At 63.4% G+C, this 15,396-nt stretch carries 12 protein-coding genes and 1 pseudogene; 11 read left to right on the top strand and 2 right to left on the bottom strand.

The features are described 5' to 3' along the window. Positions 1 to 60: 60 nt before the first annotated feature. From AB4Y40_RS12740 to AB4Y40_RS12695, 10 genes are all read left to right on the top strand, one after another. On the top strand, positions 61 to 828 hold the full coding sequence (locus AB4Y40_RS12740) for an SDR family NAD(P)-dependent oxidoreductase (protein ID WP_368687976.1): 768 nt from the start codon (positions 61 to 63) through the stop codon (positions 826 to 828). Next, complete coding sequence (locus AB4Y40_RS12735) at positions 825 to 1,709, top strand: SMP-30/gluconolactonase/LRE family protein (RefSeq protein ID WP_368687975.1); 885 nt, start codon at positions 825 to 827, stop codon at positions 1,707 to 1,709. The genes AB4Y40_RS12740 and AB4Y40_RS12735 overlap by 4 nt, the downstream gene beginning before the upstream one ends. A gap of 150 nt (positions 1,710 to 1,859) precedes the next feature. Further along, a complete protein-coding gene (locus tag AB4Y40_RS12730) occupies positions 1,860 to 2,486 on the top strand; it encodes a hypothetical protein (RefSeq protein ID WP_368687974.1) in 627 nt (208 codons plus the stop codon). A gap of 156 nt (positions 2,487 to 2,642) precedes the next feature. Next, positions 2,643 to 2,927, top strand: coding sequence for a type II toxin-antitoxin system Phd/YefM family antitoxin (locus tag AB4Y40_RS12725; protein ID WP_133183973.1), 285 nt, complete (start codon positions 2,643 to 2,645; stop codon positions 2,925 to 2,927). Then, positions 2,927 to 3,265, top strand: coding sequence for a type II toxin-antitoxin system RelE/ParE family toxin (locus AB4Y40_RS12720; protein ID WP_133183974.1), 339 nt, complete (start codon positions 2,927 to 2,929; stop codon positions 3,263 to 3,265). Before AB4Y40_RS12725 ends, AB4Y40_RS12720 begins: the two co-directional genes overlap by 1 nt. A 194-nt stretch (positions 3,266 to 3,459) precedes the next feature. Beyond that, positions 3,460 to 4,611: a diguanylate cyclase gene (locus AB4Y40_RS12715; protein ID WP_368687973.1), complete on the top strand. Its 1,152-nt coding sequence runs from the start codon at positions 3,460 to 3,462 to the stop codon at positions 4,609 to 4,611. A 483-nt stretch (positions 4,612 to 5,094) separates the two neighbouring features. Next, positions 5,095 to 6,330 (top strand): MFS transporter, encoded by a 1,236-nt coding sequence (locus AB4Y40_RS12710; RefSeq protein WP_368687972.1) that lies wholly within the window; start codon positions 5,095 to 5,097, stop codon positions 6,328 to 6,330. 328 nt (positions 6,331 to 6,658) lie between these two features. Continuing rightward, positions 6,659 to 7,903, top strand: a complete 1,245-nt coding sequence (locus AB4Y40_RS12705; protein ID WP_368688091.1) for an ABC transporter substrate-binding protein — start codon at positions 6,659 to 6,661, stop codon at positions 7,901 to 7,903. After that, the gene (locus AB4Y40_RS12700) at positions 7,900 to 10,860 is read left to right on the top strand and encodes an EAL domain-containing protein (RefSeq protein ID WP_368687971.1); all 2,961 of its coding nucleotides are present in this window, start codon (positions 7,900 to 7,902) and stop codon (positions 10,858 to 10,860) included. The genes AB4Y40_RS12705 and AB4Y40_RS12700 overlap by 4 nt, the downstream gene beginning before the upstream one ends. A 99-nt stretch (positions 10,861 to 10,959) precedes the next feature. Then, complete coding sequence (locus tag AB4Y40_RS12695; protein WP_368687970.1) at positions 10,960 to 11,259, top strand: hypothetical protein; 300 nt, start codon at positions 10,960 to 10,962, stop codon at positions 11,257 to 11,259. Positions 11,260 to 11,358: 99 nt separating this feature from the next. Here the strand turns inward: AB4Y40_RS12695 and AB4Y40_RS12690 are convergent, their stop codons facing one another. Then, positions 11,359 to 12,150, bottom strand: a complete 792-nt coding sequence (locus AB4Y40_RS12690) for a 3-hydroxybutyrate dehydrogenase (protein WP_368687969.1) — start codon at positions 12,148 to 12,150, stop codon at positions 11,359 to 11,361. Positions 12,151 to 12,174: 24 nt separating this feature from the next. Further along, positions 12,175 to 13,575 (bottom strand): GntP family permease, encoded by a 1,401-nt coding sequence (locus tag AB4Y40_RS12685; RefSeq protein WP_368687968.1) that lies wholly within the window; start codon positions 13,573 to 13,575, stop codon positions 12,175 to 12,177. A gap of 357 nt (positions 13,576 to 13,932) precedes the next feature. On the opposite strand from AB4Y40_RS12685, the pseudogene AB4Y40_RS12680 reads away from it, so the two are divergent. Continuing rightward, positions 13,933 to 15,390: pseudogene (locus tag AB4Y40_RS12680) on the top strand (sigma-54 interaction domain-containing protein). The last annotated feature ends 6 nt before the right edge of the window (positions 15,391 to 15,396 follow it).

Genomic DNA, 15,396 nt, shown 5'->3' with positions numbered 1-15,396 from the left:
CGAGCCATCTGCGGCTCGCCGCCCTGTTTGGGTTCTGACAAGTCAACACTGGAATATCTGATGTCGTACGCAATCTATCCGAGCCTGGCGGACAAAACCGTCGTTATCACCGGCGGCGGCAGCGGGATCGGCGCCGCGGTCGTGGAGGCATTCGCGCAGCAGGGCGCGCGCGTATTTTTCCTCGACGTGGCCGAAGACGATTCGCTCGCTCTTCAGGAGAAGCTTCGCGGTGCGAAGCATCCGCCGCTGTTCAAGCGTTGCGATCTGTGCAGCGTGGAGGCGATCGAAAGCGTGTTCGCATCGATCGTCGATGCCGCGGGCCCGATCGACGTGCTCGTGAACAACGCGGGCAACGACGATCGCCATGAGATCGGCGAGCTGACCGCGAGCTACTGGGACGGGCGTATCGCCGTGAACCTGCGCCATCAGTTCTTCTGCGCGCAGGCCGCCGCGCGAGGCATGCGCCAGGCGGGAAGCGGTGTGATCCTTAACTTCGGTTCGGTGTCGTGGCACGTCGCCTTGCCGAACCTGCCGATCTACCTGACCGCGAAGGCCGGCATTGAAGGCATGACGCGCGGCCTCGCGCGCGATCTGGGCGGCGCGGGTATTCGCGTGAACTGCATTATCCCGGGCGCCGTGAAAACGCCGCGGCAGATGAATCTGTGGCAAACGGCGGAGAGCGAGGCGAAGGTCGTCGCGGGGCAGTGTCTGCAATTGCGCATCGAGCCCGAGCACGTGGCCCGCATGGCCTTGTTCCTCGCATCCGACGACGCCTCGCGCTGCTCCGGACGCGATTACTTCGTCGACGCGGGATGGTACGGAGAATGACGATGCCGCATCCCGTGTGCGTCTGGCCGATCGGCGCCGAGCTGGCCGAAGGGCCGCTCTGGCAGGCCGCGGAAAACGCGGTCTATTTCGTCGATATCAAGGGTCGCCGGATTCATCGCTTCGAGGTCACGACCGGGGAGCGCATGACGTGGTACGCGCCCGACCAGGTCGGCTTCATCGCGCCGCTGGGCGACCGCGTGTTCGTGTGCGGCTTGCCTGACGGCCTGTATCGCTTCGACGCCGTGAGCGGGGAATTCGACAAGCTGGTGGATGTCGAGCCGCATCTGCCGGGCAATCGCCTCAACGACGGTTTCGCCGATGCGCGCGGGCGCCTGTGGTTCGGCTCGATGGACGACGCCGAGGAAGCGCCGAGCGGCACGCTGTATCGCGTGGACGCAGGCGCGGTGTTGAGCGCACAGGACAGCGGCTACGTGATCACCAACGGCCCGGCCATGAGTCCGGACGGCCGCACGCTCTATCACAACGACACGATGCGTCGCGTCGTGTATGCGTTCGACGTCGCCGTTGATGGCACGCTGTCGGGCAAGCGCGTCTTCACCGCCATAGCCGGCGACGGGCACCCGGACGGCATGGCGGTGGACGCCGAGGGCTACGTGTGGGTCGCGCTGTTCGGCGGCTGGCGCATCGACCGTTACTCACCCGAGGGCGAACTGGCCGGTCGGATCGCGTTTCCTTGCGCGAACATCACGAAGCTCGCGTTCGGCGGGGACGATCTGCAGACCGTGTACGTTTCCACCGCATGGAAGGGGCTCACGGCTGCCGAGCGCGAGAAACAGCCGCTGGCGGGCGGCTTGTTCACGTTCCACTCGCCGGTGCCGGGGCAGGCGCCGGCGAACTGCGCGGCGGCGTTCGCACGGTAGGCAGCCTCGACCCCGGCCTCGACCCTCTTGACCCTATAGGACCAAAGTCCGATGGTCGGGGCGTCCTGCGGTGTTAGGCTCCGAGAGCACACGCCATGGTCCCTGACCGGCGCAACAAGCGTGGCACCTGATCGTTCCAGGGGGACTACCATGCTCTATCGATCGAATACGTGCATTGCGTTCGCGCGCGGCCTGGCGCTCTCAGTCGCGGCTTGCGGCTTCTTTGCGGCCTCGGCGCCCCTGTGCCGCGCGGCCGACACGGAAGCTTCCGCCGCCTCGGAGGCCATGCCAGCCGGGGCCTCCGTCGACACGGAAAGCGGCACCATCAGTTTGATCGATCAGAAGAATGCACTCATCGTCGTGACCGTGCCGGGTCGCGACGACCTGAGCTTCAATGTGAAAGATCATCCCGACGTGCTCAAGGTCATCCGGGTCGGCGACAAGCTCACGACCCACTACATGGAGCCGTACGTCACCGGATTGACGCCTGCCGAGGGCGCGGCGGTCACGCGCCTGACCCACACGGCAAAGGTGACCCAGCATTCCTCCGGCGCCGACCAGGAAAACTTCCAGGTGCTCCGCGAGTTCAGCGGCGTGGCGCAGGTCACCGGCGTGGACCGCAAGCTCAACCTCCTGACCGTCGTGGACAAGTCCGGCACCGCCCGTTCCATTCGGGTCAGCCGCCCGGACCTGATCGAAGTAATGCAGTCCCTCAAGCACCATAGCCACGTGCGCATCAAGTACGAATCGGAGATGACGATCATCGTCGCCCGTTAGCGGCCATGCTGGGGGACGCACGCGTTTCGCACGCGGCGCCGATCTCGATCGGCGCGGAGGTGCGATCGGTCAAACCCGGCCCTAAAAGGTGGTGCGTGCAAGCGGACCGATAATAGTCTATATTTGGTCCTGTTTAACTTGCTACGGGAGCACCTCATGCATCTCGCCGATCACGTGAAGCCAATCAGCTACCTCAAGAGTGAAGCCGCGCAAATCGTCAAGGATCTGACCGATTCAGGGGAGCCGCTCATCATCACGCAGAACGGCGAAGCGAAGCTCGTTGTTCAGGACGTGCGAACCTATGAATCGACTCAACAAACGCTCGCATTGCTGAAGATCCTGGCCATCGGCCAAAAACAGATCGAGCGTGCGGACCATCTGGATGGCGACGAGTTCTTTGCAGAACTCAACGAACTCGACCGCCAGGAAAAGCTTCGCTAATGCAGGCCCCGCTGCTGAAGTACCGCGTCCTGCCGACCGCGCGGATCGGTATCGATGAGTTGAGAAGCTACATCGTCCGCGCATTCGGATGGGAGACCTGGCGCCAGACGTCGGCTCAACTTCAGGACGCCATTGCGCAGATCCGCCAGTTCCCGGAGAGCGGCCACTTGCCTGCCGAACTCGAAGGCTTTGTCGACGACACTTTTCGACAGATACTTTCGGGCAAGAACCGGATCATCTATCAGGTCCGCGATGACACCGTTTTTATTCACCTCGTGATCGACACGCGACGCGACCTGCAAGCGCTTCTACAAAGAATCGTGCTTCGCCTGATGTAAATCGCATACCAAATCTTCAATTGGTTGCTAGCTCAACCAACGATATCCACCCGCATTCCTAAAGTTTCCCTTACAGCCTGCCGTTATCGCAGTTGGGTGGCCGCCTGTTGCTTTCGCGCGGCCGTACGACCCGGACTTGACAGGGCGCGAGAGGCGATAACGTCTGGCGCGCGGTACGACCGACGGTGATGCATGTGAGCTCCCGCAACGAAATCTACTCTTTGCCGCGCGGCAAGCTGGCCCGTTGGTTGACCGAACCCGGACGGGACACGCCGCACGAAATCCGTGTCGCCCTTGTCGGCACCTTGTTTGGAACGTTGCCGATCTTCTTTGGCGGCGTATCCAATACCGTGGCCGTGGCGTGGGTGCTCGCGCGCCGGCACGGCACGCTGCCGTTCAAGTTCTGGCTCGTCGCCGAAATCCTCGTCTGCGCGGTGCGCCTCGCCACGCTCACCCTGTCGCGCCGCCGCGCGAGGGAGGGCAAGAGCACGCCCACCGACTTCTATATTCTGCTCGCGCCGTTGTGGGGCGCGACGGTCGGCTACGGCGCGCTCGTCAGCGCCATGAGCCGGGATTGGGTATCCGCTACGCTCGCCTTTCTTTCCGCCGCCGCCATGGTGGGCGGGATCTGCTTCCGCAATTTCGCGGCGCCGCGCCTGGTGGCGGTCATGATCTGCCTTTCGCTGGGCCCGTGCTGCATTGGCGCGCTGCTGGGCGGCGAGCCAGTTCTCCTGCTCTCGCTCCTGCAAATTCCCTTCTATCTGTTCGCGATGAGCGCCGCCGCGCGCCACCTGAACGCCATGCTCATCTCGACGATGAAGGCCGAACGGGAAAACAGCCATCGCGCGCGCCATGACGCCCTCACGGGACTCCTGAACCGCGATGGTCTGTTCAGCGCGGCCGGGCCCACGAGCGCCACGCCACTCAAGGCCGGCATGACGGTGTTTTTCGTCGATCTCGACGACTTCAAGCTGGTGAACGATGCGCATGGCCACAAGGCCGGCGACATGCTGCTCGTGCAGGTCGCCAGCCGTCTGCGCATGCTCGCTAGCGCGGGCGCATGGGTGGCCCGCATGGGCGGCGACGAATTCGTCATCGTCGATCCTCAGGTGGACCGGGCGCCGCGCGATTGGGCCAGCCTCGTGACCGAAGCGATCGAGCGGCCGTTCGAGCTTGCGCCGGGGCTGCTGGTGAAGGTTGGGGCGAGCGTGGGCTTCACGACGGTGGCGGCAGACGACCTGGACGTCGATCAGGTCTTGCGCCGCGCCGATCTCGCGATGTACGCCGTCAAGCGCGAGAAGGCGCCTGGCGAGCCCGTTGGGGTGGTCGAACGACCCGCGTCTTGAGAGCGGCCTGCCCGATCGCGCCGGTACGTCGAGTGGTCCTAACCAGTTCATCGCCCGCATGGGCGTGCGGACACGCTTCTGAACTGGGTCGCTTGCGAGCGCCGCGCGCTGACCAGAAAGACCGGTTTCCGGCAATGCCTCACAGGGCGCTTTCCCGGCGCCCTTAGCCTCCTGGCCAGCGACAGGCATAAGCATCGATTCGATGCCTAATTTGTCCCCGGAAAAATATCGTTTATTTTTCCGGCGCTGAAATGACATAATCTCTGCCCCGCCGGCGCGGCGCGCGGCGGGCCGCGTCACATTCCATTCATAACCCTTTTGACGACCCCGCTAATCGCAGGGCCGCACGCCATTCTTTATTTGATGTTAATTTAAACCCCATTCCCGATTGGCCATTTAAACGGCGATTTTCCCCATTTTTTGGTGCGAAATTGCCGAACAATGGCTTTTATTATTCGCCACACACAAAACAGTCATAGAAACATGAACGACCGTTCTCCCAATCTCGCGCCCGCGCCGCTCGAAGAGACGACACTGCGCCAGTGGTTGTCTGTCTTTGCCGTGGCGATCAGCGCATTCGCGTTCGTGACGTCCGAATTCCTGCCGGTCGGTCTGCTCACCGAGATCGCCCGCGACCTCGGCGTGACGCCAGGCACGGCCGGCCTCATGGTGACCACGCCGGGCGTCATGGCGGCGATCTTCGCGCCGGGCCTGATGATGTTCGCCGGCCGCATGGACCGGCGGCAGGTATTTCTCCTGCTCACGGCCGTGCTGCTCGCATCGAATATCGTCTCCGCGCTTGCGACGAATTTCGCGCTCATGCTGGTTGGCCGCGCGATGCTCGGCGCAGCGCTCGGCGGCTTCTGGACCCTCGCAACCGCAGCGGCGGGCCGCCTCGTGCATACGAGCGACGCCGCACGCGCAACGGCCATCATCCTGACCGGCGTGACCTTCGCGACGGTGATCGGCGTGCCGCTCGGTACCTTTATCGCCGGTTTCGCGTCGTGGCGCATGTCGTTTTTCGTAACGGGCGGCCTCGTCGCGCTCGCGCTCGCTGCGCAGGCGTTGCTGGTGCCAACGCTTCCTTCCGCAGCCGCATTGCGTCTCGCCGATTTCGCCACGCTGCTGCGCCGCCCGCATGTGCGTCTGAGCATGCTGATGGTGGCGCTCGTGTTCGGCGCGCATTTTTCGACCTATACGTTCATCGCGCCGCTGCTTCAGCAGGACTTCTCGATGAGCGCGATCACGCTGCTGCTGCTCGCATTCGGCGTGATCGGCTTTTTCTCGAACGCGCTGACTTCGGCGGTCGTGGCCACGCGACTGAAGTCCGCCGTGGCGACGATGACGGCGCTGCTGTTGTGCGCGCTCTCGGCGATGATTCTGCTCGACCACGTGCGAATCGGCGAGATCGCGGCGATGCTGATGTGGGGCGTGGCGTTCGGCGCGATTCCGCTGTGCTTCTCCGTGTGGATTCAGCGCGGCACGGCCGATCTCGCCGAAGCGGGCTCGGCGATGTTCGTGAGCGTGATCCAGGTGGCGATTGCGCTTGGCTCGTCGGTGGGCGGCACGATCGTGGACCGTGCGGGCATCCGTGCCGATCTGGTGCTCGGCTGCGCGCTCGCCGTGTTCGGACTCGTGACGCTGCAGCGGCTTGCGGCAATGGAGCGGCCGGCGCGGGTCGCGGCGCTCGAATGCGAATGCAGCCCGTCGCTCGATTGAAACCATTGAAACGGGAGCGACACAAGGCGGCGAGCCATCGACCTTGCCGCGCCGCGCGCCGGGTCTGCGCAAAGAGACCTGATTTCATTGCACCACGTTAGCGCATCGCGCACTGCGCTAACGTTTGCGAACGGGCATGATCGTCCGTCCGCAAGGCTCGCCAATTGTCGCGTGCCACGCTCACGCGTAACCCCTCAAGTGACGCCCGGTTTCGGCCGATATGCAATGTGGTTCCCCTGCGTTCCGCAGGGTCCGCCATTCCCGAACTGAAAGCGAGCGTTACGTGCACGGAATCAAGTTTGCCTGGCTGTGGTCCGGTCTGATCGGCATGCTTTTGCTCCTGGGTTGCGATCAGCAGAACGGCGCCCAGAGCAGCAAGGCCGCGCCGGCACGGACCACCATCACCGCGCTGATCTGGGCGCCGGACTGGCCGGAGGAGATGCTCCAGATCGCCGCCGGGTTCGACAAACTGAATCCCGATCTGCACGTGAACGTGCAGTTCATGGTCGGCAACTCGATCGAGGAGAACATCAAGCCGCGCGTGGCGGCTGGCACGCTGCCCGACCTCGTCAGCATCAATCCGAACGCCTATGCCGCCGAGCTGGCCGACCAGGGCGTGCTCGCCGATGTCCGCCAGAGCGCCGCATGGAAGAACATGCTCGATCCGCTCGAGGCCGACTGGACCAGTCGCGACGGCAAGGGGTTCGGCGTTTCGGGCGGCGTGGCGACGACGATGATCTATTACAACCGCGCCATGTTCGCCAAGGCCGGCATCGACACGCTGCCGACGAATTTCGATGAGTTCCTGGCGGTGTGCGCGAGGCTCAAGCAGGCGGGCATGATTCCGGTGATGTGGAGCGGCGGGTTTCCGAACATGCTCGGCAACGGGCCATTCGCTTCAGGCTTTGCCAATGATGTGGTCGCGCGCGAGCCCAACTGGAAAGAGAAAATGGCGGACGGCACGCTGAACCTCGATACGCCGGAGGCGGCCGATATCTTCGCCAAAATCGCATTGATCCCGGAGCGCGGTTACGCGCAGCCGTCGTTCATGACGACGGGGTACGACGAGGGCATTCGCCTTTTCAAGGAAGGCAAGGTGGCGATGGCGTTCCAGGGCAGCTGGTCAGCCGGACTCATGCTGCATGGAAACGATTTCTCGGTGGGCGTGTTCGTGCCGCCCTGGAACGCGCGCGGCGAACGCGTCGTGCCGGTGCTCGGCAGCGAAACGGGCTTTGCCGTTTGCGAAACGCCCAACAAGGCCGCGGCCATGCGTTTTCTGGAATTCATCGCCGGCAAGGGGTTTCCGATTCTTCAGCGGAAACGCCACAACATTTCGCCGTTCCAGAAAGGCATGGGGACCGTGGTGAGCGACGTGGAGATCGTCGACTACACGAACGCGCTCAGCCGTTATCCCGTCACGGCAAGCCCCTATTATTCGTCGCTTCCTTCCAATACGATTGAGCTGGTGCATGAATTGATGCAGGATGTGCTGCTCAGGAAAATTACACCCAGGCAGGCTGCGCAGCGCCTGGACATCTCGGTCAAGACTGAAGCGAAGATGCACTACAAATGAATGCAATCTCCGCACTGCTGCGACGCGCTTTCGACTACCTCTGCCAGGATTTGCTTCGACGCGTCGAGATTCGCTATCGACTGATTGCCGCTTCCATTCTGTTGGCGCTGTTGCCCATTATCATTTCGGGCTGCATTTCCTATGTGAAGTCAGTTGCTGCGATCAAGGAAAATGCGGAGATATTTTCGAAAGAGGTGGTGAGGCAGGTTTCGAGAAATGTCGAACTGCGCATGCATGAGATCGAAACGGAAAGCAATCTGCTCGTGCTTTCGGACCGGGTCCAGGGCGCGCTCGCGAGAGTGGCGAGCGGCAGCGCGAGGGAGCAGAGCGAGGCGCGCGAGGACATGACGCGTTTGCTGCTCGAGCATTATGGGTCGGTCGATTTCATCAACCAGAAATATTTGCTCGACCAGAAAGACCGGATTCTCGATACGCAGGCATTTGCGCAGTTGACTTCGGGTGTGACGGCGCTCGTCGGCATCGCGGAAGAGTCGCATGAACGCACCTACTGGGGCAGCTACGACGACGGCGTCGGGCAGCAGAACCTGGGGATGGTGCGCGCCATCTACAACAAGAGCGACAACGCGAAGATCGGCAGTCTGGTTCTGGTCGTTCGCCCCGAATACTTCTCGACGATTTTCAACGACGTCGCGACGGGCAGCGGAACAGAGATTTACGTATTCGATGCGAGCGACAACAAGATCATCGTAGTCCCGAATCACGCGTCGTCGCCCAACCCGGGCGCCGCCCCCGAGCCTGGCCTGATCGAGGATATCGCGCGCCACCGCGTATCGGGCGAGTCGAGCCGGTTCGTCAATTTCGCAGCAAAGCGCGGCGGCCATTATCTTGCCGCCTACGCGCGCATTCCCGGCACGAGCTGGTTCGTGGTCAGCACGATCGCCGAACAGAATCTCACTGCGGAGGCCCAGGCCGTACGCAACCAGATCGTGGTCGTCGGCATCTCCGGGTTTCTGCTTTCCATTTTCCTTGCCTACTTTATTTCGTACAGCATTTCGGCGCCGCTGCAGGATCTGGTGCGCCGCATGCACGACACCGGCGAGGATGCCGGCGCCGTCGAGGACGATGGCAAGGACGGGGAAGGGCCGCTTGGCGGACCGGACGAATTGGCCCGCCTGGCGCAGCGTTTCGAGCGCATGCGCACGGCGATCAGGCAGAAGATTCACAAGATCAACGAAATCAATGCGTCGCTCGAACAGACTGTCGTCGACCGGACGGCGGAACTCGTCGCCCGCGAACGGGAGGCGCGCACGCTGATCGAGAATTCGCCCGATACGATCACGCGATATGACCGCGAGCTGCGCCGCACCTTCGCCAATCCGGCCTTTTGCACGTCGGCGGGATGCGATCTCGCCACCGTCCTCGGCAAGCGGCCTTCGGAGCTTCCCGGCGGGGCCAATGCGCTGGTCTACGAAAGGAAGATCGGCGAAGTCATCGCGACGGGAAAAAGCGCGCAGTTCGAACTGCGGTGGGCAGGGAAGGACGGGCAGGAGCAATGTACTCACATTCGCATCACGCCTGAGATCGATCGGTCCGGCCATGTCACTTCCGTGCTGGCGGTCGGTCGCGATCTCTCCGACCGGATGGCGTTCGAGGCGACCATCTGGAAGCAGGCCAATTTCGATGCATTGACGGGGCTGCCGAACCGGCAGTTATTCCACGATCGTCTCACCGAGGAGGCCGCGCTCGCGCGCCGTTCGCAAAGGCGCGTGGCCCTGATGTTGATCGACCTCGATCGCTTCAAGGAGGTCAACGACTCGCTGGGGCACGACCGCGGCGACGTGCTGTTGATCGAGGCTGGGCGCCGTATCAGCGCCTGCGTGCGCAATCTGGATACCGTCGCGCGGCTGGGCGGCGACGAGTTCACGGTGATCTTGCCCGATCTCGAAGACATGGAAGCGGTCGAGCAGACCGTGCGCAATATCAATCGCAAACTGACTGAGCCGTTCAAGCTCGGCGCGGACGAGGTCTACATTTCGGCGAGCATCGGCGTCACCGTTTTCCCCGACGACACGGTCGAACTCGACGCGTTGTTCAAGAACGCCGACCAGGCCATGTACGCGGCCAAGAATGCCGGACGCAACCGCTTCAGTTACTTCACGCCCGATATGCAGCTGGAGGCGGAAACGCGCTTGCGCCTGACCAGCGACCTGCGTTCGGCGCTGCCGCGCGGTCAGCTTCGGCTGGTTTATCAGCCGGTCGTCGACCTGGCGACGGGCCGGGTCTGCAAGGCGGAAGCCTTGTTGCGCTGGCTGCATCCCGAGCGCGGCATGATCAGTCCGCTCGAATTCATTCCGCTCGCCGAAGATACCGGCCTGATCATTCCCATCGGCGACTGGGTGTTCCGGCAAGCCGTGCAACAGGCGCGCATCTGGCGTGAGCAATACGATCCGTCGTTCCAGATCAGCGTGAACATGTCGCCGGTGCAGGTCCGCCAGGACAGCACGGTCGGCGTGCGGTGGCACGACTATCTCGACCGCGAGGGCATGCCGGGGCAAAGCGTGGTGGTGGAAATCACCGAGGGGCTGCTGCTGCAGGCCGAATCGAATATCGACGAGAGGCTGCTCGATTTCCGTCTTGCAGGCATTGGCATTTCGATCGACGACTTCGGCACGGGCTATTCCTCGCTGGCCTATCTCAAACGCTTCGACATCGATTACCTGAAAATCGATCGCTCATTCGTCCAGAACCTGAGCGTGGACGAAAACAATCAGGTGCTCTGCGAGGCGATGGTGGTGCTCGCGCACAAGCTCGGAATCCAGGTCATCGCCGAAGGCGTGGAAACCGTCGAACAGCGGGATTTTCTGAAGTCGATGGGCTGTGATTTCGCGCAGGGCTATTTGTACTCCAGGCCGATCGAGCCCGAACAGTTCGAACAGGTGGTCTGGCCGTTGATCGCAGAAGGCGCGACGGGCGAGCCGGAGCGAAGCGATCGCTAACGAATCGATGCGGCAGCATCGCGTCGACTCATTGTGAAGCGACCCGAAGTAATCAGCCAGCATATCAATCGACGCGTTCGGGCGTTCTGTACGGTGCGCGTGCTTTCGGGAAAACAGGGCATCCGTCACTCGAACAATTTCCACTACGACTCGTACGCCATATCGATCCTGCTGCCGATTCTGATTCCCAATGACCCGGGCGAACTGGCCGCCCATCTCGTCATGTTTCCGAATCTACGCAAGGCGCGGCGCTTCGCAATCGTCAATATCGTCGAGAAGGCGATCGTGGAAAAGCTGCTCGCGAGGATCTGGCGCTCACCGCGTGTGCAGACATGGCTTTCTGCGAAGGTCGTGACGTTGCAGCCGGGTAACCTTTACTTCATTTGGGGCTTGCGCTAAACAGTGTCTTCAAAGGGCTCAGCCAACGGCTGCACGCCATGAAGCTGCGGCGCATGGCGCGCGATTGACGCGTTGTGCGTCGCTCGCGCGCCGCCGCTTTTACTGCGCGAGCCAGCCGCCATCCACCTTGAACTCGGCGCCACGCATCTCGTTCGCCGCTTCCGAGCACAGGAACGCCGCCACGCCACCAATCTGCTCGACCGTCGCAAAGCTTGCCGACGGTTGCTTTTCGCCGAGCAGTTTCAGCGTAGCGTCTTCGACGGACATGGCCTCGCGGTGGGCCAGATCGTCGATCTGCTTCTGCACGAGCGGCGTGAGCACCCAGCCCGGACAGATCGCATTGACGGTCACGCCGCTGCGCGCGGTTTCCAGTGCGGCGACCTTGGTGAGCCCGATCACGCCATGCTTGGCCGCGACATAGGCCGACTTGCCGACCGAGCCCACGAGCCCGTGTACCGAAGCGATATTGATCACGCGTCCCCAACGCGCTGCGCGCATGATGGGAAGCGCCGCGCGCGTCGCGTGAAACGTCGCGCTCAGATTGATCGCGATGATCTGGTCCCAGCGCTCCACCGGAAAGTTCTCGATCGTTTCGACATACTGAATGCCCGCGTTGTTGACGAGAATATCGAGTCCGCCGAACGTGCTGGCCGCGAAGGCCACGAGGGCTTCGATCTCGGCAGGACGGCTCATATCCGCGTTGTGATGCGCGACGCGCACGCCGGCCGCCTCGATTTGCGCTAGCGCGGGCGCCGGATCGCCGAAACCGTTCAGGACGATATTGGCGCCTGCGCGAGCCAGCGCCGTCGCAATGCCGAGACCGATGCCGCTGGTCGAACCGGTGACGACGGCGGTTTTTCCGGCGAGGGAGAGCGTGTTGGGGAGATGCATGGGTGGGCCTGGTGTAGTTGCCGGTTAGACGATGCCGGTCAGGTAGAACACGGCGATCACGAAGAAGACCGCAAGCGTTTTGATGATGGTGACCGCGAAAATGTCGCGATACGATTCGCGGTGCGTGAGGCCCGTGACCGCGAGCAGCGTGATGACCGCGCCGTTGTGCGGCAGCGTATCCATGCCGCCGCTCGCCATTGCCACCACGCGGTGCAGCACTTCCATCGGAATGTGCATGGCCTGCGCGGTCTTGATGAAGGTGTCCGACATGGCGGCGAGCGCGATGCTCATGCCGCCCGACGCAGAGCCCGTGATACCCGCGAGCGCCGAAACCGACACGGCCGCATTCACGAGCGGATTCGGGATGGCCTTGAGCGCATTGCCGACCACGAGGAAGCCGGGCAGCGCCGAGATCACGCCGCCGAAGCCGTACTCGGATGCCGTATTGAGCGTGGCGAGCAGCGCGCCGCTCACTGCGGTCTTCGTGCCGGTCGCAAAGCGTTCCTTCACGCGGCCGAACGCCGTCACGATGACGAGCAGAATGCCGAGCAGCAGTGCGCCCTGCACGGCCCAGATGGCCACGACGCTCTTCACGGCCACCGTTACGGGCGCATGCATGCCGGGCAGCACGTCGGGCGCGACGGTGAAGCTTTCGCCGTACCACTGCGGAATCCACTTCGTCAGCAGGAAGTTGGCGACGCCAACGAGCGCGAGCGGCGCGATGGCCAGCGCCGGATGCGGCAGGTTGCCGGTCTCGACGCGCTCCGGTTCGTTCACGAGCGACGTGCCATAGCCTTCGCCCTTCGCCATGGCGCTGCGGCGGCGCCATTCGAGGTACGTGAGACCGACCACGATGATGAAGATCGAGCCGATCACGCCGAGCCAGGGCGCGGCCCACGCGGTGGTCTTGAAGAACGTGGTGGGAATGATGTTCTGGATCTGCGGCGTACCGGGCAGCGAATCCATCGTGAACGTGAACGCGCCGAGCGCGATCGCACCAGGCATGAGGCGCTTCGGAATGTTGCTCTGGCGATAGAGTTCGGCGGCGAACGGATACACCGCGAACACCACGACGAAGAGCGAGACGCCGCCATACGTGAGCAGCGCGCAGACCGCGACGATCACGGCATTGGCGCGCGAGCGGCCAATGTAGCGGATCGCGGCGGCCACGATCGCCTCGGAGAAGCCCGATAGTTCGATGACCTTACCGAACACGGCACCGAGCAGGAAGACGGGGAAGTAGAGCTTGACGAAGCCGACCATCTTTTCCATGAAGATGCCGGAAAACACGGGGGCGACGGCGGAAGGATCGATCAGCAGCACGGCGCCCAGTGCGGCAATGGGCGCGAAGAGAATGACGCTGTAGCCGCGGTAGGCCACGAACATCAGGAACGCCAAAGCGGCGATCACAATCACAAAGGACATCTTGTCTCCAGTTGGTTTATTCGTGCAGGTCTGTTTGTTGTTCGCGCGCGCCGAAGCCGGCGCGACCGCGCAATAGAGCACGATATGTGCCAGCGGGCGGGGAGCCTTGCGCGAAGCGGCGCGCGAACGGGCGGCATGGGGCGCGAGGGCACAGCTGGGGTGGTTGCGGCGGCAGTGCGTCTCAAGACTGAGACGGGTTAGGCGAAGAGAGCGCGCCGCCGCTTGCCACCCCGCGCGCAAAGCCAGGAATTTCAGGGGACGTGGCGCAATCTCATTTCTGAGATAATGCGTCCCGCAAATGAGAATCCACTGGTCGTGACGGGCTACGTCAGGGCCGCGATCCAGGAAAAGCACCGAATGGAAATCGAAACGACCGCGCTGCTGGCCGACTACGACCACGTGCGCAAGCTGGCGATGCAATCGCTCTTTCAATCGCTCGACAAGTTCAGCGAAGGCACCGTGATCGTCGATCGCAACGCGCGCGTGGTCTAGATCAACCGGGACTACGCGGCGCGCTTCGGCTTTGACGACCCCACAGCCGTGATCGGTCTCGATTGCGAAGCCGTCATTCCGAACAGCATGATGCGCGACGTCGTGAAGGGGGGCGAGCCCATTCTGCTCGACATTCTCGAGACCGATCGCGATCCGATCGTCGTCACGCGTTTGCCGATCAAGGACGACAACGGCGAAACGATCGGCGCCGTCGGCTTCGTGCTGTTCAACGAACTCAAGGGACTGTCGCCCCTCTTCAGCCAGTACGCGCGGCTGCGCGCCGAACTGATCAGCACGCGCCAGTCGCTCGCGCAGGTGCGGCGCGCGAAGTACAGCTTTTCTAGCCTGATCGGCACCAGCGCCGCAAGCCTCGAAGTGAAGCGCCAGGCGCGCCGGGCCGCGCGTCTCGCCTCGCCGGTGCTGTTGCTCGGCGAAACGGGCACGGGCAAGGAATTGCTCGCACACGCCATCCACGGCGCGTCCGGACGCGCGGACAGTCCGCTCGTGACGGTGAACGTCGCGGCGATTCCCGACACGCTGCTGGAACTCGAGTTCTTCGGTGCGGAGGCGGGCGCGTACACGGGCGCGGAGCGCAAGGGGCGCATCGGCAAATTCGAGCTGGCCCAGGGCGGCACACTCTTTCTCGACGAGATCGGCGACATGCCGCTCGCGCTGCAGGGCAAATTGCTGCGGGTCTTGCAGGAGCAGGAGTTCGAGCCGCTCGGCTCGAATCGCATCGTGCGCACCGACGTGCGCATCATCGCGGCGACCTCGGCGGATCTGCCCGCGCTCGTGGCGCGGGGCCGGTTTCGCGCGGACCTCTACTATCGGCTCAACGTACTGATGATTCGTGTGCCGCCGCTGCGCGAGCGCCTGGCGGACATCGAGGCGATGGCGTATTCGATTCTCGACAAGCTCGCGGTGGAGAGCGGCGCGGGGCATCTCGAACTCGACAAGGACGCGCTCGCGGTGCTGTGTGCGTATGGCTGGCCGGGCAACGTGCGCGAGTTGCGCAACACGCTCGAGCGCGCGGTGCTGCTATCGGATAGCGAGCGCATCGATGCGCGCTCGCTCGCGCGCTTCATCGGCGACGGGCGCGGGCAGCGCCGGGACGAGGAGGAGGGCGCTCAGCACGATACGCAGGACGACACCGGCGCGCCGCAGTATCAGCAGTACGACGAAGCAATGCGCGACTACGAACGCCGCTTCCTGACCGACGCGTTGCGCGCGGCGGGCGGCCAGGTGACGAAAGCCGCCGCGCAGATCGGCATGGCGCGCGCGACGCTGTACCGGCGCATCGTTGCGCTGGGTATCGACGTTTGATGCCGT

The sequence above is a fragment of the Paraburkholderia sp. EG287B genome, assembly GCF_040965595.1.
Taxonomy (GTDB): Bacteria; Pseudomonadota; Gammaproteobacteria; order Burkholderiales; family Burkholderiaceae; genus Paraburkholderia.
The sequence above is the reverse complement of the archived record's forward strand: the minus strand, read 5'-3'. Positions and strand labels throughout refer to the sequence as shown.